This is a genomic window from Butyricicoccus sp. AF35-5AC, assembly GCF_003477715.1.
Classification (GTDB): domain Bacteria; phylum Bacillota; class Clostridia; order Oscillospirales; family Butyricicoccaceae; genus Agathobaculum; species Agathobaculum butyriciproducens.
This window is the reverse complement of sequence record NZ_QUDX01000010.1, coordinates 77,025-97,260: the sequence shown is the minus strand read 5'-3', so window position 1 is coordinate 97,260 and position 20,236 is coordinate 77,025. Positions and strand designations below refer to the sequence as shown.

16 protein-coding genes and 3 tRNA genes are annotated in these 20,236 nt (G+C 55.2%); 16 read left to right on the top strand and 3 right to left on the bottom strand.

Annotated elements, in window-relative coordinates; translation table 11 throughout:
* The 8 genes from DWZ82_RS12045 to DWZ82_RS12010 all read left to right on the top strand — a co-directional run bounded on the left by DWZ82_RS12045 (position 1) and on the right by DWZ82_RS12010 (position 5,856).
* Positions 1-939: a DUF4268 domain-containing protein gene (locus DWZ82_RS12045; protein WP_118481048.1), complete on the top strand. Its 939-nt coding sequence runs from the start codon at positions 1-3 to the stop codon at positions 937-939.
* A gap of 5 nt (positions 940-944) precedes the next feature.
* The gene (gene coaE / locus DWZ82_RS12040) at positions 945-1,529 is read left to right on the top strand and encodes a dephospho-CoA kinase (RefSeq protein WP_158575232.1); all 585 of its coding nucleotides are present in this window, start codon (positions 945-947) and stop codon (positions 1,527-1,529) included.
* Between the two features lie 26 nt (positions 1,530-1,555).
* A complete protein-coding gene (locus DWZ82_RS12035; protein ID WP_118481046.1) occupies positions 1,556-2,950 on the top strand; it encodes an aminopeptidase in 1,395 nt (464 codons plus the stop codon).
* A gap of 24 nt (positions 2,951-2,974) precedes the next feature.
* On the top strand, positions 2,975-4,240 hold the full coding sequence (locus tag DWZ82_RS12030) for a dihydroorotase (RefSeq protein WP_118481045.1): 1,266 nt from the start codon (positions 2,975-2,977) through the stop codon (positions 4,238-4,240).
* 411 nt (positions 4,241-4,651) lie between these two features.
* Positions 4,652-4,727: transfer RNA gene (locus tag DWZ82_RS12025), tRNA-Asn, on the top strand.
* Positions 4,728-4,733: 6 nt separating this feature from the next.
* Positions 4,734-4,809 (top strand) — tRNA-Trp (locus tag DWZ82_RS12020).
* A gap of 2 nt (positions 4,810-4,811) precedes the next feature.
* Positions 4,812-4,887, top strand: a tRNA-Thr gene (locus DWZ82_RS12015).
* A gap of 66 nt (positions 4,888-4,953) precedes the next feature.
* Entirely contained in the window at positions 4,954-5,856 is a 903-nt protein-coding gene (locus tag DWZ82_RS12010; RefSeq protein ID WP_118481044.1) for a DMT family transporter, read from the top strand.
* A gap of 314 nt (positions 5,857-6,170) precedes the next feature.
* On the opposite strand, the gene DWZ82_RS12005 is transcribed toward DWZ82_RS12010, so the two are convergent.
* A complete protein-coding gene (locus DWZ82_RS12005) occupies positions 6,171-6,869 on the bottom strand; it encodes a ClpP family protease (protein ID WP_118481043.1) in 699 nt (232 codons plus the stop codon).
* Between the two features lie 650 nt (positions 6,870-7,519).
* On the opposite strand from DWZ82_RS12005, the gene DWZ82_RS12000 reads away from it, so the two are divergent.
* From DWZ82_RS12000 to prmC, 8 genes are all read left to right on the top strand, one after another.
* Positions 7,520-8,038, top strand: a complete 519-nt coding sequence (locus DWZ82_RS12000) for a peptidylprolyl isomerase (RefSeq protein ID WP_110435791.1) — start codon at positions 7,520-7,522, stop codon at positions 8,036-8,038.
* 19 nt (positions 8,039-8,057) lie between these two features.
* On the top strand, positions 8,058-8,792 hold the full coding sequence (locus DWZ82_RS11995) for a hypothetical protein (protein WP_118481042.1): 735 nt from the start codon (positions 8,058-8,060) through the stop codon (positions 8,790-8,792).
* Between the two features lie 663 nt (positions 8,793-9,455).
* Complete coding sequence (locus tag DWZ82_RS11990) at positions 9,456-10,790, top strand: hypothetical protein (RefSeq protein ID WP_118481041.1); 1,335 nt, start codon at positions 9,456-9,458, stop codon at positions 10,788-10,790.
* A gap of 67 nt (positions 10,791-10,857) precedes the next feature.
* Positions 10,858-11,547 (top strand): response regulator transcription factor, encoded by a 690-nt coding sequence (locus DWZ82_RS11985; RefSeq protein ID WP_118481040.1) that lies wholly within the window; start codon positions 10,858-10,860, stop codon positions 11,545-11,547.
* Between the two features lie 742 nt (positions 11,548-12,289).
* Positions 12,290-13,840 (top strand): ATP-binding protein, encoded by a 1,551-nt coding sequence (locus tag DWZ82_RS11980; RefSeq protein WP_118481039.1) that lies wholly within the window; start codon positions 12,290-12,292, stop codon positions 13,838-13,840.
* On the top strand, positions 13,837-14,772 hold the full coding sequence (locus tag DWZ82_RS11975) for a DUF1385 domain-containing protein (RefSeq protein WP_118481038.1): 936 nt from the start codon (positions 13,837-13,839) through the stop codon (positions 14,770-14,772). The genes DWZ82_RS11980 and DWZ82_RS11975 overlap by 4 nt, the downstream gene beginning before the upstream one ends.
* Positions 14,773-14,777: 5 nt before the next feature.
* Positions 14,778-15,743 carry a tRNA-dihydrouridine synthase family protein gene (locus DWZ82_RS11970; protein WP_243022948.1) on the top strand — a complete coding sequence of 322 codons (966 nt, stop codon included), beginning with the start codon at positions 14,778-14,780 and terminating at the stop codon, positions 15,741-15,743.
* Between the two features lie 20 nt (positions 15,744-15,763).
* Complete coding sequence (gene prmC, locus DWZ82_RS11965) at positions 15,764-16,651, top strand: peptide chain release factor N(5)-glutamine methyltransferase (RefSeq protein WP_118360912.1); 888 nt, start codon at positions 15,764-15,766, stop codon at positions 16,649-16,651.
* A gap of 215 nt (positions 16,652-16,866) precedes the next feature.
* Here the strand turns inward: prmC and DWZ82_RS11960 are convergent, their stop codons facing one another.
* Entirely contained in the window at positions 16,867-18,636 is a 1,770-nt protein-coding gene (locus DWZ82_RS11960; RefSeq protein ID WP_118481037.1) for an alpha/beta hydrolase-fold protein, read from the bottom strand.
* A 17-nt stretch (positions 18,637-18,653) separates the two neighbouring features.
* A complete protein-coding gene (locus DWZ82_RS11955) occupies positions 18,654-20,024 on the bottom strand; it encodes an MFS transporter (RefSeq protein WP_118481036.1) in 1,371 nt (456 codons plus the stop codon).
* Positions 20,025-20,236 lie beyond the last annotated feature (212 nt).

Below are 20,236 nucleotides of genomic sequence, written 5' to 3'. Positions count from 1 at the left end.
ATGGATATACAACTGGCTGATTTGAAGCGGGAATATGATTTGCGAACGGTTTGGCCTAATGAAGCATACGATTTTACACCTTGGCTGGAAAATAATCTGAATTTACTGGGCGAAGCTATCGGTGTTGATTTGTGTTTTCGTGAGCGTGAATCGGCCGTAGGCAAGTTCAGCTTGGATATATTGGCTTCTGAAGAAGGAACCGATAATACCGTTGTGATCGAAAATCAACTGGAAAGTTCCAACCATACACATTTGGGTCAATTGCTGACCTATGCGGCTGGTAAAAGCGCAAAAATCATTGTATGGATTGTCAAACAGGCACGAGAAGAACACCGTCGAGCGATGGAATGGCTGAATGAGCATACAGACGATGAAACGGCGTTTTTCTTGGTGGAAGTGGAATTGTGGAGAATCGGGGATTCGGCTCCGGCAGTTCATTTTAATATTTTAGAACAGCCTAATAATTGGGCAAAACAAGTAAAGAATATATCTGCAACCGAAGGACAATTGCAATCTCGATTACTAAATTACTGGACAGATTTTAACGAATATGCGCAAAGCAACAAAAAGTTTATCGAGTATTTTAAGCTGAAAAAACCTCCGGTCAGGACATGGTACACTTTTAGCATTGGGGCATCGAGATATTCGCTTTCATTGAATGTCAATACACAGACCAATGAACAACGTGTAGAATTGTATATCAGTGACGATCAAGAGTTTTTTGAATACTTAGAAAAACATAGAGAAAATATTCAAGCTCAAATAGATATGCAACTCGAATGGATGGCGCTGCCGAATAAGAAGGCAAGTCGTGTTCGCTTGCAAAGAAATATTCCGATATTTGACGAAACAAAAAAGGTAGATCAGTTTAATTGGTTTATCAAATATACCATACTTTTATATGATGTTTTCAAACCATATGTAGAGCAATGGAAGTGAAACTAATGAAAATCATCGGCTTGACCGGCGGCAGCGGCACCGGCAAAGGCACGGTTGCCGCGCGTATGCGCGCTCTCGGCGCGGGTTGGGTGGACGCGGACGCGGTGTACCGCACGCTCTGTGCGGAGAACCGCGAAATGCTGTCCGCACTCGATGCCGCCTTCGGCGGCGTAACCGACGCGAACGGCGTACTTGACCGTCCGAAACTTGCGAAAATCGTGTTTTCCGACCCCGCAAAGCTGCAAACGCTCAACGAAATCACCACTCCGTATATCCGCAGGGCGTCTCTCGACGCGATTCACGCACAGAGCGAGTGCCCGGTCGTGCTGTACGATGCACCGACTCTGTTTGAAGCCGGTGCGGACGACTTCTGCGACAAAATCGTCGCTGTGCTCGCGCCGCACGACACACGCGTTGCCCGTATCATCGAGCGGGACGGTCTGTCCGATGAAGCCGCACGCGCCCGCATCGACGCGCAGCCGAACGACGCGTTTTACCGCGAAAAATGCGATTTTATCATCGAAAACAACGGCGATCTCGATGCACTCTATCGGGACACCGATGCTTTATACAGTCAACTCATTAAGTGATTCGGATTAAAAAAGGAGAATGCAACATGACTTCCGAACAGCTTTTTTACGACAAAAAGACCGGCTTTGACCGTTTGACCGACGAGGACAAGCAGGGCATTCAGACCTACGCCGAGGGTTACAAAAAATTCCTCGACGAGAGCAAAACCGAGCGTGACGCCGTGCTGGAAATCGCCCGCATGGCTGAGAGCAAGGGCTTCCGTGCCTGGACGCGCGATGACACGCTTCGTCCGGGTGACAAGATTTACCGCATCAACCGCCACAAGGGCATTATGCTGGCTGTTATCGGCAATCAGAGTCTGGCCGAGGGCGTACGTCTGACTGCTGCTCACCTCGATGCACCGCGCGTTGACATCCGCACCGTGCCTCTGTATGAGGACAACGGCATGGCGTTCTTCAAGACCCACTACTACGGCGGCATCAAGAAGTATCAGTGGACCGCAATTCCGCTTGAGCTGCGCGGCGTTGTCTGCGTCTGCGAGAACGGCGAGGTCAAGCGCGTGCAGGTGCGCGTAGGCGACAAGCCGACCGACCCGAAGTTCGTTATCACCGACCTGCTGCCGCACCTTGCCACCGAGCAGATGACCCGCAAGGCGACCGAGGTGATCAAGGGCGAGGGTCTGAACATCCTCATTGGCTCGGTTCCGAGCGAAACCGTGGACGAAAAGTGCAGCGAGAAGATCAAACTCGCCATTATGGAGCATCTCAACCGCGAGTACGGCATGACCGAGGCGGATTTCCTGTCTGCAGAGCTGTGCTGCGTTCCGGCGTTCAATGCCTGCGATATCGGTTTTGACCGCTCGTTTGTCGGCGCGTACGGCCACGACGACCGCGTTTGCTCCTATCCGGCAGCAACCTCTCTGTTCGACCTGACCGAGACTCCAGCGCATACCGGCGTATGCCTGCTGGTGGACAAGGAGGAAATCGGCTCGGACGGCGTGACCGGCATGCAGTCCCGCGCGTTCGACACCTTTATGGCTGACCTCTGCCGTGCGCAGGACGTGCTGCTCGACGAGTGCTTCGAGAACTCGGTCTGCCTGTCTGCCGATGTCTGCAACGCCTTTGACCCCAACTATCCGGAGGTCTCCGAGAAGCGCAACGATGCGCGCGCAAACTGCGGCTTCGCGCTTGTCAAGTATACGGGCGCACGCGGCAAGTCCGGCACCTCGGATGCAACCGCTGAGCTGATGGCGCGCATCCGCTGCATCTTTGACAAGGCGGGGGTTATCTGGCAGACCGGTCAGCTTGGCAAGGTCGATCAGGGCGGCGGCGGCACGGTTGCCATGTACCTCGCAAACCGCAACATTGACACCGTAGACGCAGGCGTTCCGGTGCTCTCCATGCACGCACCGTTCGAGTGCATTGCCAAGCTGGATCTGTATATGGCATACAAGGGCTTTGGTGCGTTCTACCGCGATTAAACGAGATAAAACGGAGGTTTTACCATGCTGTTGATTCAAAACGGACGGGTTCTCGACCCGTATACGCAGATGGATGCGCTGCGTGATGTGCTGATCGGTGACGACGGCGTTATCGCGCAGGTGGCTGAGCACATCGACGCGCCCGCGGGCTGCACGGTGTATGACGCGAGCGGGCTGACCGTCTCTCCTGGCTTTGTGGACGGGCACGTTCACTTCCGCGATCCCGGTCAGACCCAGAAGGAAGACGTGCTGACCGGTGCGGCGGCGGCAGCCGCAGGCGGCTACGCCACGGTAATCTGCATGGCGAACACCGTGCCGACCTGCGACACACCCGAGATCATCCGCTACGTTACCGACAAGGCGAAGGACTGTCCGGTGCAGGTTTTGCAGGCAGGCTCGGTCACCAAGGGCCTGAAAGGGCAGGAGCTGACCGACTTTGACGCACTGCTCGAAGCGGGTGCGCCGTGCCTGACCGACGACGGCATCAACCTGACGAGTGCGGCGCTGTGCCGCACCGCCATGGCGGAAGCCGCTAAGCGCGGCACGCTGCTCTCGTTTCACGAGGAGGAGCCGTCACTCGTGCCGTCTCCGGGTGTCAACTACGGCTCGGAGGCCGCCAAGCATTTTGGCGTACCGGGCGCAATGGCGAGCGCGGAATCTGCAATGATCGGCCGTGACATTGCGCTGGCGCTCGATACCGGTGCGCGCGTGCTGTTCCAGCACGTTTCGTCCGCGCAGTCGGTCGCGCTCATTCGAGCGGGCAAGGCGATGGGCGCGAAGATTTACGCCGAGGTCACGCCGCATCATCTGTCGCTGACCGAGGATGATGTACCCGCCCACGGCACTTACGCCCGCATGAATCCGCCGCTCCGCAAGGAGGCTGACCGTCAGGCGCTGATTGCGGCTCTGGCGGACGGCACCATCGACATGGTGGCAACCGACCATGCACCGCACACCGCGGAGGAGAAGGCCCGCGAGTTCGCAAAGGCGCCGTCCGGCATCACCGGCCTGGAAACCGCGTTCTCGGTGTGCAATACTTACCTCGTTCAGACCGGCAAGCTCACGCCGATGCAGCTTGTTGACCGCATGAGCAAGACTCCTGCCGAGATTTACGGTTTGACCGACCGTGCTGTGCAGGCGGGCAATTTCGCCCGTCTGGTGCTGCTGGACTGGGATACTGAGAAAGTATACGAAACGTATAAATCCAAGGGAATCAACACACCGTATACCGGTAAAAAACTCACCGGTTCGCCGAAGGCGATCGTTACCGGCACGAAAGTTACCGAATAAAGCCTAAAAGGGACCCGAGAGGGTCCCTCGAGGCTGTCAAAAAACTATCGTTTTTCGAACAGCCTTTCGCTCGAAACCACGCTTTCGAGCGAATACTGAAGAAAAACCGCGCCCTGCGGGCACATTTTTTCTTCCCTTGTATAAATTCCGAGATACATGCTCCCGGAATTTATGAATTTGCTTCGCAAATTCTATTTTATGCGTGCTACCGCACGAAGCGTAAAAATTAAAATAATACTTTTTTTACAGACTGAAGGGACCCGAGAGGGTCCCTTTTTGACATTCTGCGCGGAAGCAAAAAACTTGCGAAAAAATTTTGCAAAACCTATTGACAAATAAGCTGTATCCGCGCTATAATATACAAGCTGATTGCGATAAACCATCCAAACAGCGTGTACCAGCATTTTATATTCCTCAATAGCTCAGTTGGTAGAGCATGCGGCTGTTAACCGCAGGGTCGTTGGTTCGAGTCCAACTTGAGGAGCCACTTTATAGGGGTATAGCTCAGCTGGTAGAGCATCGGTCTCCAAAACCGAGTGCCGTGGGTTCGATCCCTACTGCCCCTGCCAATGCTGCTATAGCTCAGTCGGTAGAGTGCATCCTTGGTAAGGATGAGGTCACCAGTTCAAATCTGGTTAGCAGCTCCATGAAGAACCGCTTATAGGCGGTTCTTTTTTTATGAAAAATTCTGCAAAATAAGGGAGAAAACAGGTATGAAGCTGCGAAACTCTTTGCTTCTGCTGCTGACGGCCACGATTTGGGGTGTGGCCTTTGTGGCGCAGAGCGTCGGCATGAATTATGTCGGCCCGTTCACCTTTGTGTTCGCGCGCAACGTCATCGGCGGACTGATCCTGCTGCCGGTCATCGCGGTGTTGGGCAAAAGCGGCGGCCCGCATCCGAAGCAAGCGCCCGAGGAGCACCGCAAAGCCCGCAAAACGCTCGTTATCGGCGGTATGTGCTGCGGCACGGCGCTGTGCGCGGGCAGCATCACCCAGCAGTTCGCGCTGCTGTATACGCCAGTCGGCAAGGCCGGATTCCTCACCGCGTGCTACATCCTGATCGTGCCGCTGCTCGGCCTGCTGTTCGGCCGCAGATGCGGTGTGAAGCATTGGTGCGGCGTTGCGCTGGCAATGGCCGGGCTGTACTTCCTGTGCATGGCGGGCGGTAGCTTCGGTTTCGCGATGGGCGACCTCATCGGTCTGTCGTGTGCGCTGCTGTTCTCCATCCATATCACAGTCATTGACCATTTTTCACCGATGGTGGACGGCGTGAAGATGTCCTGCATCCAGTTTTTCTTCTGTGCGATCTTATCGGGCATCGGCATGCTGATTTTCGAGCATCCCACCTGGGCGAACATCCTCGCGGCATGGAAGCCCATCCTGTATGCCGGTGCGATGTCGTCCGGCGTGGGCTATACCCTGCAGATTGTCGGTCAGAAGGGCATGAACCCGGCGGTAGCATCGCTTATCATGAGTCTGGAGTCGGTTATCTCGGTTATCGCAGGCTGGCTTATTCTCGGTCAGGCGCTGTCCGGCCGAGAAATTTTCGGCTGTGTGCTGATGTTTGGCGCTATCGTGCTGGCACAGCTGCCGGAACGGAAAAAACAGAGCGTATAATGCAAAAGACAGACGGAGAGACGGTTATTTACCGTCTCTGAGGCTGTCGAAAAACTAACGTTTTCCGAGCAGCCTCTCGCTCGAAACCACGCTTTCGAGCGAAACCGAAGAAAAACCGCGCCCTGACGGGCACATTTTTTCTTCCCTTGTATAAATTCCGAGATACACAAGGTGAATTGCCGCATAGCGGCAAGAGAGGGTGGCCTGGGCCATGCTCCCGGAATTTATGAATTTGCTTCGCAAATTCTATTTTATGCGTGCTGCCGCACGAAACGCAAAACGCCAATCTGACTTTTTGACAGACTGAGAGACGGTTATTTACCGTCTCTTTTTTGCGTTTTGTGCTCGCCAATCATCGTATAGAGCGCTTCCAGCGCATCCGAAAGCGTGCCGACCTCATCAATCAGTCCGAGTGCGGCGGCCTGATTGCCGGAGATCACGGTGCCGACATCGGCGGTCAGCTGACCGGTTTCGCGCATAAGCTGCTGCAGACGCTCGGCGGTGATATGTGAGTGCGAGGTGATGAAATCCACAATGCGCTCCTGAATTTTCGCCAGATACTCGAACGCCTGCGGCACAGCAATGATCGTGCCGTTCATCCGCACCGGATGAATGGTCATGGCGGCGGAAACGGCAATAAAGCTCTTTTTGGCGGCAACGGCCAGCGGTACGCCGATCGAATGCCCGCCGCCGAGCACGAGCGACACGGTCGGCTTTTTCATGCCCGCGATCAGCTCAGCGATGGCAAGTCCGGCTTCCACATCGCCGCCTACCGTGTTGAGCAGAACCAGCAGACCGTCGATCTCCTCCGCCTGCTCCACTGCCGCAATCTGCGGGATGAGGTGCTCGTACTTGGTGGTTTTGTTCTGTGCGGGCAGTTCCATGTGGCCCTCGATCTGGCCGACAATGGTGATGCAGTGTATCGTTCCGCGCGATGTTTTTGCCGTAATCGAGCCGGTTTCCGCGATGGCATTCTGCTCCGGCGCGGCAATGGACGGGGTTTCTTCGGACATAGATGATCCCTCCTGAAGTGGTGAATTTGCCCTGATCACAAGTTTTCCACAAGGTGCGGTGGATTATGCAGCGGTGGTTTTTCCACAGCCGATATTACAATGCGTAGTCGAAAAACCGAGATATACGGCGGCTTGCGAGGGTGTATACAAAAAGTTATCCACTTTATGCACAAGGTTATCCCCAGATACCCTGTGGAAAGTCCTGTGGATAAAGTGGATTACCAGTTTTTGTGACAGGTTTTTACAGCGGTATCCTGCGGAGCGGTCGCCGCTCTCTGATTTGCGCCAGACTATCTAACAAGGAAAAGGTAGGAGTTCAAAAAGGAAGGGCACTCATTTAATCCGCGCACGGCGCGGAAACAAGGTTTAGCAGCCTACGGGCAAACCGCAGGTGTCCCTTCCTTTTTGTCCCCGCCGCGGACACGGCAATTCCCTGCTGAATTTCAGCGAAAAACACCATGCCCGGACAGGGTGAACCGTCTGCACGGTTCAAGTGCCCCAGTTGATCAGCGCAAAATAATGGACAGCTGCCGCTGTTCGACAAACACCACTTGCCGTTCCACTCCAAATTTGCTACAATAGAAGTACATATATGTACGGCTCGGCTGTGCATATGCTGCAAAATGACAAAAATTATGGAGTTGATACCAATGAGCAATCCTATCGTTACGATTGAAATGGAAAACGGCGGCGTAATCCGTGCAGAGCTGTACCCGGAAGTTGCACCGAACACGGTTCGCAACTTTGTTTCTCTGGTGCAGAAGGGCTTTTATGACGGCACGATCTTCCATCGTGTTATCCCAGGCTTTATGATCCAGGGCGGCGACCCGGAAGGCACCGGCATGGGCGGCCCGGGTTATGAGATCCGCGGTGAGTTTACCGCAAATGGCTTCCAGAACGACCTGAACCACACCCGCGGTGTTCTGTCCATGGCGCGTACCGCTGCACCGGACTCCGCAGGCAGCCAGTTCTTCATCATGACCGAGGACGCACCGCATCTGGACGGTCAGTACGCTTCCTTCGGCATGGTTATCGACGGCATGGACATTGTTGACGCCATCGTCAACACCAAGCGCGACTGGCACGACCGTCCGCGCGAGGAGCAGAAGATGAAGTCCGTTACCGTGGATACGCAGGGCGTAGAGTACGAGGCTCCGGAGACCCTGTAACAGAGGGAGAGGATCGGTATTGTACTATACCAATAAGGAGACTTTTGTCCTGTCTGCGGATGGCTGCATGGATACCGAACGCGGCGGACTGGAATCCATTCTGGCCGGCAACGACGAGGGCGCAAAAGGCTGCTGTTTTTCGGTTGCCATGTCGGCAGACGGTATTGCCGTGCTTTCGTCGGACGGCTGTGCTGCCGCGCCCGACGGCACGAGGCTGTCCGTCAGCGATTACAGCTACGCGGAGCTGCATCAGGCGGCGCCGCAGCTGACGCCGGTTAGTCAGGCGATCGAGCTGGCACGCACCTGTCAGGGCAAGATTGCCATCACCGTGCACGATCAGACCATGCTGCGGCAGCTGCGTATGACGCTGCGGTATGCGGATTGTCTGGATGACACGATCATCATCGGTCTGGGGCTGGTGGAAGCGGCTCGTGTTGCGTCTGCCAATCCGGATTTACATATCATGGGTGAGATGCCCAATCTGCCGAGCGAGGTTGACGCGCTGGTCAATGCCGCGCAGACAACCGGCCTGTTCGGTCTGCGGGCCGAGCCGAAGGATTTGTCCGAGCGGCTGGTTTCGGCGTGCCGACAGGCGGGGCTGTTCACCATGAGCCGGTGCACGGACGATCCCAATACGCTTGCGGAACTCATCCGCAAAGGCGTAAACTTTATCGAAACACACCGGCCGGACATCACGGCGGCGCTGCTGCCTGCCGGTGAGGCTGAACCGCACGGTATTCCGCTGAGATACTGATGAAATCCCGTAAAAGGACGCACATAGTGCGTCCTTTTCAGCTTGTCGAAAAAGTCAGATTTCTATTTTGTGCTTCGTGCGACAGCACGCATAAAATAGAATTTGCGCAGCAAATTCATAAAAACCGGGGGCGTGTACCTCGGTTTTTATACAAGGGAAGAAAAAATGTGTCCGGAGGACGCGGTTTTTCTTCAGCATTCGATCGAAAGCGTGGTTTCGATCGAGAGGATGCTCGAAAAACGATAGTTTTTCGACAGCCTCAAAGGACGCACATAGTGCGTCCTTTTAAAGTTAATTCGCGCGATAGCGCACATCAAATAGGATTTGCTGTGCAAATTCTAAAAATCCGGGGATATGTGCCACACAGCGCGGCCGAGAAGCCGCGCAAGGATAGCGTTTGGATTTTTGACCTATAGAGCGAGAAAATTTCGGCCGACAAGAGGAACGGTCTACGGTCCGTTCCTCTTGTCGGCAAAGCTGTAGTTTCGCGACAGCCTGAGGGCGGACCTTTGGTCCGTCCTTTTTCTATCCCTTTCTGCTTGAAATCCTGCAAAATTTGCGTAAATTTCAGTACCACACGCTGCCTGAATGTGCTATACTTAATATGTATAGGTGCCTGCACCTGTCAACCAATATTTGTATCATTTTAGGTAGGAGAGCTCCATGAGATCACTGCGAATTTTACCGGCGCTGCTGTTCCTTTTGCTGCTGGGCGGCTGTGTGTTTCCATCGGGCGATGAGCTGTTGGCCGCGCCCAAACCATCCAGCAATTACCAAAGTCTGCAGACTGAGCTGGAAAAGCAGCTTGCGCAGGGCGTATCCTACGCCTCGCCAAGCGAGGGTGAAAACCGTTCGTCTATTCAGCTTGCCGATCTGGACAACGACGGCGTAGAGGAGGCCATCACGTTTTTCCGCGGCGCCACCTCGGCGACGAGCAACAAATTTACGGTAGCTGTTTACCGCAAGCAGGATGACAGCTACGTCTGCACCGGCACGATCGACGGCCGCGGAACGGCATTGCGTTCGGTCGAATTTCCGGTACTTGAGCCGAGCGGCAAGCGCGGCATGGTCCTCACCTGGCGCCTGCCGGGAGACGGAACAGGTGCGCTTACCATGTGCGATTTTGACGAAAACTGCACGCCGGGTATCATTCTTGAAACCGAATATACCGCTATGGAGCTGACCGATCTGACCGGCAATGGCGCAAAGGATCTGCTGCTGATTACGAGCGACACCTCCGGCAAGCGCGTGGCACGCCTGTATCAGTATGACAACGGCTCCATGCTGCCGGCCGGTGAGACGGCGACCAGTCAGGGGACAGCTGCGGTTGAGCGCATGCAGTCCGGCCGTGTGCAGGACAGCAAGACCGCCGTGTTCGCTGAGGAAAAGGTGGCGAATGGCGCCGGTCTGACGACGGATATTTTCGTCTACTCGAACGACACGCTGCGCAATCTGGCACTGGACGGCGAGGATACCGCCAGCCACAGCACCTACCGTCCGGTGGCGGTCTACGCGAGCGACGTCAACGGCGACGGCATCACCGAGCTGCCGCGTGCAGTGCTGATGGCGGGCTATAAGGACACATCCTCGTCCGATGCGGTGTATATGCTCGACTGGTATGCCTACGGCATCGGCAAGGTTCCGGCCAAGGTTGCAGCCACTTATCAGAACATTTCGGATGCGTGGAGCCTGCTGATCGACCAGAAATGGCATGACCGCATCACCGCAATCAAGGCAAACGACGGCGGACTCAGCTATGTGGAATTTTTTGAGTACCGCAAGAACAAAATGTCCATCCCGCTGTTTAACATTTACTGCGCGACCGGCTCCAACCGTGAATACTACGCCGAGCGCACCGATTTGATCCAGCTGGGACAGACCACGCAGGCCATCTACTTTGCCAAGCTGACAAATGAAGGCGAGCAGAGCGAGCTGGCGCTGACCGGAGACGAGATCAAAGCCCGATTCTCGTTGGTCAACCAGGCGTGGAACAATTAAGAATCATCAAACGCCGCAGAAACGCGGCAGTTACCAATAAGCGCTAAAAGTACAGGAGGATATTACAATGAAGCGCAAAATTCTGGTTCTGGAAGATGAAGAGAATATCCGCTCCTTTCTGGTTCTCAACCTGAAACGCAGCGGTTACGAGGTAATAGAGGCCGAAACCGGCGAAATGGCACTGGAAAAGTACCATGAAAATCAGGATATCGCGGTTGCGGTGCTGGATGTTATGCTGCCCGGCATCGACGGCTACGAGGTCTGCCGCGCCATGCGCGGCGCGGGCTATCAGGCGGGCGTTATCATGCTGACCGCCCGCACGCAGGAAGCGGACAAGGTAACCGGTCTGATGAACGGTGCGGACGATTATGTCACCAAGCCGTTTTCGGTTATCGAGCTGGCGGCGCGTGTGGACGCGCTGTACCGCCGTGTGTCCGGTTCGCCGTTCTCCGAGGAGGATGTGATCAAATCCGGTCCGTTCAAGCTGAATCTGCGTGCCCGCGAGGTGCTCAAGAACGGTGTGAAGATCGAGCTGACGCAGATCGAATACGGTCTGCTCAAGGCGTTTATGCAGAACATCGGCAAGGCGCTTTCGCGTGATGAGCTGCTCGAAATGGTCTGGGGACACCACTATGTGGGCGAGCTGAAGATTGTGGATGTGAATATCCGCCGTCTGCGGATTAAAATCGAGGATTCGCCGGCGGACCCGACCCATATTGTAACGGTCCGCGGCTACGGTTATATGTGGGAGGGCTGATATAGCCAATCGCCGCACCTGCGGCGGGGGGAACGGCGGCGGTTTCGCCGCGGAAACCAAAAGGGTAGACACCTGCGGTTTCTACCCTCTTGGGACTCCCGTTTCCCTTTGTTTCATGGTCTGGCGCAGACCAGAGACCGGCGACGGCCTCGAAATTAGGGAACGGCAGGTTTTTTTCTACCGTAGGGAAGCACGGTGTGCTCCCATGCCTTAACCGATGCGCAGTGTCAGACAGTGTACTGCTACACAGATCGGAGGGTCTGCGCAGGCGCGACACAAGGTGAATTGCCCGAAGGGCAAGAGAAGGTCCCCTGGGGGATAACAGTGTCGCGCAATTCGTTAGCACGTTATTATAGATAGCACCTGCGGATTTATCTGATATGCACCATTTATCTGCGTAGGTGCTGGACGGTATAACGTGCAAAAAAGTTTGAGCGGCACTGCTATGCCGCTCTCTGCGTGGAGTAAACCGCATGTGTAGCAGTCAGAAAACAGCTTGAGCGGTTGAGGTTTCGTAATGGGCAGTCAACGGCCGCACCTACGGAAGATGAACGGTACGCCCGTTCCCCTATAGTCTCAGTTATGAATTATCGCCGTGCCCTCTAAGGGAAAGAGGAAGATTCACAAGAAGGAGGAAACCGTAGGTTGCTTCCTTCTTGTGCCCCGCCGGGTAGGCGAATTCCCGCGCGGCGTCAGCGCACATTCTGCCGCTTGGTAAGCGGCATTAGAAAGGTCATTTTCTATGACAAATCGCAAGCAAAAACGCAAACCGGAACCGCCTCCGAAGCCGGAGGTGCCAAAGGTACAGCACTCGCCGGGCGGCATCAAGGGCCGCTGGCTGGTGAACTCTTTGTCCTTCGTGCTCGTCATTCTGGCTGTTGTGGTCATTTTGATCTCTGTCGGCGTTTCAGGGTATTACTATGCCACCGTGCGCGACAACCTCGCGTCACGCGCGGCCACAACGTCGGACACATTCCGCAAATACTTCACCGACACCTACGATCAGTTTTACACGCAGGCGGAGGCAACCGTCACCACATTTCAGGATCAGGACAAGTTTGAACAGCAGTTTTTGGACGCAAACGGCCGTATTCTGCTGTCCACCTCGGGCTTATCCGGTGGCGGCGTTGCTTCGACCGAGGATGCCTCGCAGGCGCTTTCCGGTCAGAAAACCGCAGTTTTCACCGGCAGAGACCCGCTTTCCGGTGAGCGCGTGATGAGTGTCACAGCGCCGCTGCTGAGTGCACGCGGCGATCTGGTCGGCGGCGTGCGGTATATTACCTCGCTGCGTATCGTCGAACGGCAGATCTGGATAATCGTCGGCTGCTCTCTGCTGGCATGCCTGCTGTTCCTCATGCTGGTTGTGGCATCGAACAGTTATTTTATCCGGTCGATCGTCGATCCGGTGCTCAAGATCAACACCATCGCCAAGGAGATCGCGGCCGGACGCTACGGCGTGCGCCTGCAGAAGACCTACGATGACGAGATCGGTGAGCTGTGCGATACCATCAATTACATGTCGGACGAGATCAGCCGCGCCGAACGCATGAAAAACGATTTCATTTCTTCGGTTTCACACGAGCTGCGTACACCGCTGACCGCCATCGGCGGCTGGAGTGAGACGTTGCTGGCCGGCGGCGGCGAGGACCCGGAGGAGGTTATGCAGGGCCTGACGATCATCCAGAAGGAGGCGGGCCGCCTGACCCGCATGGTCGAGGAGCTGCTGGACTTTGCGCGCATCGAATCCGGCCGCATGAAGCTGGAGATCGAGACGTTTGATATGTCCATCGAGCTGTATGAAGCGGTTTATATGTATGAAAACCTGCTCAAAAAGAGCGGAATCCGCCTGCTGTACGACGAAGATGTGGATGCAAACTACTACATCAACGGCGATCGCCACCGCATGAAGCAGGTGTTTTTGAATATTCTGGACAACGCCGCGAAATACGGCGGCGACGGCAAGCAGATTGATATTGACCTTAAACGTGACGGCGGCAACATCGTTGCGTCTGTGCGCGACTACGGTCAGGGTATTCCCGAAGCGGAGCTGCCGTTCGTCAAGGAGAAATTCTACAAGGGGTCATCCAAGCAGCGCGGCAGCGGCATCGGCCTTGCCGTGACAGAGGAAATCGTTTCCATGCACGGCGGCACGCTGGATATCGCGTCCGAGGTCGGCAAGGGAACGACAGTTACCGTCACCATGCCGTCTGCCAAGTCCGAGGAGGCGCTCGGCATTACCGGTGCCATTCCGAAGGCATCTGAAACCCCGTTTACCGAAGGAGAGCATTCATGACAACGCAAAAGAAAACCACCATCGGTGGTCAGGCAATCATCGAGGGTATTGTAATGAAGGGACCTAAGAAGTCCTGCACGGTTGTGCGCAGGGCGAACGGCGAGCTTGTCAGCAAGACCGAACCGACGCCGAGCCGTGCCCCGATTTGGGAAAAGCCGATTTTCCGCGGCGCGTATACGCTGTTCACCGCTATGAAGGAGGGCATGCAGGCCATCAACTACTCCGCGTCCTTCTTTGAGGACGAGGAAGCCGATGTGCCGCCGTCCAAGTTTGAACTCTGGCTGGAAAAGAAATTCGGCTCGGAGGGTCTGAACAAGATCATCCTGAGCATTTCGACTGTCATCGGCATTGCCCTGCCGATCGGCCTGTTCATCCTGCTGCCGAGCTTTCTCGGCGGTTTTGTGCCGAAAACCTGGGGTGTGCTCGCGCGCAATGTACTCGAGGGCTGCGTGCGCGTTGTGCTGTTCCTGCTGTTCATGTGGTCGGTGTCGCATATGAAGGATATTCGCCGCACGTTCGAGTACCACGGCGCAGAGCACAAGACCATTTTCTGTTACGAAGCAGGTGAAGAACTGACCGTTGAAAATGTCCGAAAACAGGGAAAATATCACCCGAGATGCGGCACCAGCTTCATGTTTGTGCTGATTATCATTGCGACTATCGTTTCGTCGATCGTCTTTTCCATCATCGACATTACCAATCCGTTCCTGCGTATGCTCGCTCATTTGATCCTGCTGCCGCTTGTTGTCGGCATAAGCTACGAGTTTAACCGCTACGCCGGCCGCTCGGAGAGCCTGCTCTCGCGTGCACTGCGCTGGCCGGGATTGATGGTGCAGCACCTGACCGTATTTGAGCCGGATGATTCCATGATCGAGGTTGCGATCACCGCGATGAAGGCGGTCATTCCGGACGACGGTTCGGACGAGTGGTAAGCGCCATGCACTATTATTTTGCGCCGATGGAAGGCGTGACCGGTGCGGTCTATCGCCGGACGCACCACGAATTTTTCTCAGGTGTGGACAAGTATTTCATGCCGTTTATCACACCGACCACGAATGAAAAGCTGACGCCGCGGCAAAAGCGCGATGTCCTGCCGGAGTACAACGAGGGCGTGCCTGCGGTTCCGCAGCTGCTCACCAAGTCTGCCGCGGACTGCATCTGGGCGGTTAATGCACTGCATGACCTCGGGTATCCCGAGGTCAATCTCAACCTTGGCTGTCCGTCCGGCACGGTGACGGCCAAGGGAAAGGGAGCCGGATTTCTCGCACATCCGGACGAGCTGGACCGGTTTTTTGACGAAGTTTTCGCAAAATGCGAGGGGATTTCGGTAAAAACCCGTCTCGGCGTGCATGAGGCAAGCGAGTTTGACAAGCTGCTCGAGATTTACAACCGCTATCCCATCACCGAGCTGACCATCCATCCGCGCGTGCGGCAGGATTTCTACAAGGGCAGGGTCCGGGAGACAGATTTCGCGGCGGCGCTGCCGCGCTGCAGCATGCTCGTATGCTACAACGGCGATCTCATCACCGAGCGGGACGTGAGCACCGTCAGCGAACGCTATCCCGATTTACCGGCGGTGATGATCGGCCGTGCGCTGATCGCCGATCCGTCTCTCGTGGCGCGCCTGACCGGCGGCAAGGCCGCGGACGCAAAAACGATCGAGACCTTCCACGATACATTGTTCATGCGCTACTGCGAAGCCTTTGGCGACAGCCGGATTGCCATGCTCCGCATGAAGGAAATCTGGTTTTACCATCTGAATCTGTTTGAAAACAGCGAAAAACCGGGCAAAGCGATTAAAAAAGCCAAAAATGCCGCAGAATTTCAGTCGGCGGCCGCAGCCGTGTTCCGTAATTGCAGGGTGCGGGCGAACGCCGTGCCGCTGTGGTTCAAACCCGCGTAAATTTTAGGAGTTGACCCTGTGTGACCAAGACTATCAACGATGTTTACATGCAGCTTTTCCGCCGTTTGAAAGAGGGCGGCGACCCGATGCCGCAGCTGACCGCGCGGGAGATTACCGCCTACGCCTGCAAAGCAGACAAAAAGCAGACAGCCGGCTGGTCCCATTTCTACGTTGAGGATGCGACCGTGGATTACGCCGGTCTGCTGTGCGACCGCTGTCTGGACGGCGAACCGCTGGCGTACATTATCGGCGAATGGGATTTTTACGGCCTGACCTTCAAGGTGGATCGTTCGGTGCTCATTCCGCGCTCGGATACCGAGCGCCTGTGCGAGCTGGTTATTGAGCAGGCCAAAGAGCGGGTTTCACCTCGTATTCTCGATTTGTGCTGCGGCTCGGGCTGCATCGGCATTGCGGCGGCGCACACGGTCGAGGATGCCCGCGTGACCGCGATCGACCTGTCGGACGGTGCGCTGCACATTACCCGCGAGAACGCCCGTGATCTGGGCGTGAGCAGCCGTTTGCTGACCATGAAGGCCGATGTCATGCACGCGCCTCCGCGCGGACTTGGGCAGTTTGATATTATCGTTTCCAATCCGCCGTACGTCACCGAGGACGAAATGCAGATGCTCGACCGCAGTGTAGCCGATTTTGAGCCGCATGAGGCGCTTTACGGCGGCGAGGACGGTCTGGATTTCTATCATGCCATCTGCGACAGCTGGGGTGAACTGCTGGTGCCGAACGGCAGGCTGCTGTTCGAGTGCGGCTGGCAGCAGGCCGATGACGTGGCCGGCATCATGCAGCGGCACGGCTACAAGGACGTCACTATCACCGAGGATTACAGCGGCGTGCCGCGCATCGTGTACGGCACGAATAACCGTCCGGATGTGGATTTGACGAGGGATGCGTAAATCGGAATTTGCGGGAGTGTCGCCGTTATGGTTAGAGAATTGCGGAAAGAAGATATAAATAAGCGCGCGTTGTAAAATGAAGTTGCGCATTTAGTCAAATAAAAGGTCCACAGCGAGGGCCTCTGTGTTAGAATCAATTTGCTACAAAAATTCAACACAGAGGCCCTCGCTATGGACTATCCAATCATATGCAAAGGAAAGTAGTAGATTAGCTATCAGCTGCGGGAGAATTTACTGAAGAATTCTTCCCAAATGCGGAACGACATTTCCGGCATAGTAGCATGCGGCATGTAGTCCACCTGCGTGAACTGCACGGGAGCCGTGCCCTCACGGTCGAAGTAATGATCTTTGAAGCGACCATTGACCGTGTTGGCGCACTGTGCCCAATCGGCGGGAATCATATCAGCCTTGCCGTTGCGTTTGAGCCACAGCTCGACGGTCAGACCGGTTTCGTTCTCGTGGGTGGGTTCACACGGAATGAGCCATTCCTCATTCATGCCCCAGAACATCCAGATTGGAAGCTGTACGCCGTTTTCGGCGGCATACGGCAGGGAAGTCATTTTCTCATACGCACCGCCGAAGAATGCACCCGAGCAGGGGGCGACAGCGGCAAAGCGCTCGGTCAGTCCCAACGCCAGCATTTCGGTCATCAGCGAGCCCCACGAGTGACCGGTTGCGAACACGCGGTGCTCGTCCACCGGATACTCGGCAATCATCTTGTCCAGCAGGAACGAGAAGAATTTCAGTTCATCCGGGCGGTCGTCCTCAAGAAACACGTTCCATGCGTTGAGCGGCGCCCAGTCGGGCATAAGCCCCTGCTCAGGCATGTCAACCTTGGCATGCAGTGCGGACGGAAACACAACAATGAATCCGTATTTTTCTGCGACATCGTACCAACCGCTGTTGCCGGCGTAGATCTCACCGGTACAGGTGTAGCCATGCATCGCGAGCACGAGCGGCACCTTCTTTTCGGGATTTTGCCGTACCGACTGCGGAATGTAAACATACCATTCGCGCATCCAGCCGTCAAATTCCTCGTAGCGGTACTCCATGCCGAGGTCGCGGACCGGATCCTTTGTCACGCGCAGTTCACCGCCGGGACTGCTCATCCAGCGGCGCTGACGATAGAGAAAGTCCTTCCAGATACGGCGCTGCAGGCGTTTGGCATACTGCTCGGATGCACTGGGAATACTGCTGTGGCAGACACGGTACGCTTCCTTCTCCTGATTAGGCGCGTAAGGTGTTTCCTTCACGCGGTAATACTCGTACTGATCGGGAGACAGCTGACGGCCTTCTTCGGCTTCACATGCATTGCGCCAGTAGGTGAGGATAGTGTCGCCAGTACCGGTAGATACGGTCGGATCGTCGATAATCCACGCGGGCATCGGGATATCCTGCTTGTGAATGTCCTTGCGATGTTCCAGATCCTCAAAGCCGTCCAGATTGAGGGCATACGCCTGTCCGCAGTCGGTCAGATACTGCTCGGAAACTGCCGAGCCGCCGACCGAAGCCACACCTGCGAAGAACGCCGGATCGTAAGCCGCCGCCATATTGGCGAGCACGCCGCCTTCCTTACAGCCAACCAGATAGAACTTGGATTCGTGGACACAGAACAGCTTGCGGTCTGCGGCGGCAAGTGCTGCTGCGTTGATATACGCAACATCGCCATCCGGTGTGCCGTAGGCTTCGTTCGTGTTCCATGCGCCGTTTTCCGGCTCAAGGAAGAACACGATTAGACGTTCCTTGCACTCCTCGGTGTCCGCGATCTCACACCAGCCGCTGTGCTCGAGCAGATCATCGGCGGTCTGGCCGTTTTCTCCCAGCACAAGAATACCGGCGGTGGATTCGCGGATATCATGCGGTACATAGGCCAGCATGCGGCGCTTTTTGCCCGCGTATTCCACCGGCAGCTCAAACGTGCCGGAGAACTTGGGGGCGTAGGGATTTTTCGGGTCGCATATGTCTAAAATTTTATGGGTATACATGTTGTTCACGCTTTCTGTTACGCCGTACGGCCGGTGAGATCCTTCATAATGCCGTCGTATTCCTTATCCAGATGGTAAACCAGCATAAGGATGATAACCAAGGCCCATGCGATCATGTTGCCGTAAATGTAAAGGTTCTTGACCATGCTTATTGCGGAGGGAATCTCCACTTCCAGACCGGTAAAGCCGGAAACCTCCATCAGCTGACCAACAAGCCAGCCTGCAACGCCGCCGCCGAACTTCTGGCCGACAGTGAATGCGGAGAAGATGAGGGCCTGTACACGGATACCGGTCTTCCAGTGACCGTACTCGATAACATCAGCCAGCATGGTGAAGATGCAGCCGTAGAACGGGGCTTCGCCGATACCACGCATAACAGCAGCGGCCATAACCATGGTCATATTCTGCGGTGCAAACAGGACAACGACCTGACCGAGCACGCAGAGCACTGCGCCGAACAGAACCAGATTGCGCTTGCCGAACTTCTTGATGAACGGGGCAAGACAGATGATAGCAATAATCTTCGGAATGTTCTCGAAACTCTGCATAACGCCCATGACTTCGACGTTACCCAGCATATACTGTGCGTAGTAAGTAGCAACGGTGCCGTTTACGTTCTGGTACAGAGCAACGGCTATCATCGTGAGTGTAAGTACGATGAAATACTTGTTCTTCAGGGTAGCCTTCAGGCGCTGTGCGAACGGCATAGCCTCGGCTTCCTTGGCTGCATCAGTGTGGAAACGCTCCTGACAGCCCTTGTAGCAGAACAGCAGCATGAAGAAAGCAACGATAGAGTAAATCGCGCAGACCGTGATCCATGCCTTCTGACCGCCGCCGAGCATGTTGATGAACGGCAGGGTGAGTGCGGTAACGATCAGGTTACCGATCGGGGACATGGCCATGCGGAACAGATTGAGTTTAGCAAGGTCATCGTCATTGCGAGTCATCATCGGTGCCAGATTGGAATACGGCAGGTTGAGTGCGGTATATACGCCGGTGGTGCACAGGTTATAGGTGATGAATACATAGATCGCCTGTACCATCGTGCTTGAATGCGGCGGCACGCAGAACATCAGCACGGAGGCAATACCGTAAGGTGCGGCCATCCAGAGTATCCACGCACGAGCCTTGCCCTTCGGGGAGTTTACCTTGTCTACAATCTGGGCGATCAGCAGGTCACTGATGCCGTCAAATACACGAGATACTAACAGAATCGTTCCGACAAGTGCCGCAGACATGCCGATTACGTTCGTGTAGAAGTATACGATCAGACTGGAGGTGATTGCAAATACGACGTTGCAGGCGGTGTCGCCCATGCCGTATGCGATTTTTTCCATCAGACTGGTTTTGAATGAGGTGTCATTCATTGAAAGCTGTTTTTTCGTCATTTTCCTTACCACCTTTTCGTTCAGAATCGGCTGCGCAGCGTTTCTGTTTGGGATTTGACTATAGTATAGTACGAAAAGAACAAAGAAAATACGGGATATTCATTTTAGACATAGCAATATATTTTGTATTCGCTCGGAGGAGAAACAGTGCTTTTGTCGCATAATATGAAATGACAGATAGAAAAAGGTCAAAAAACAGATATTTCAGAAAA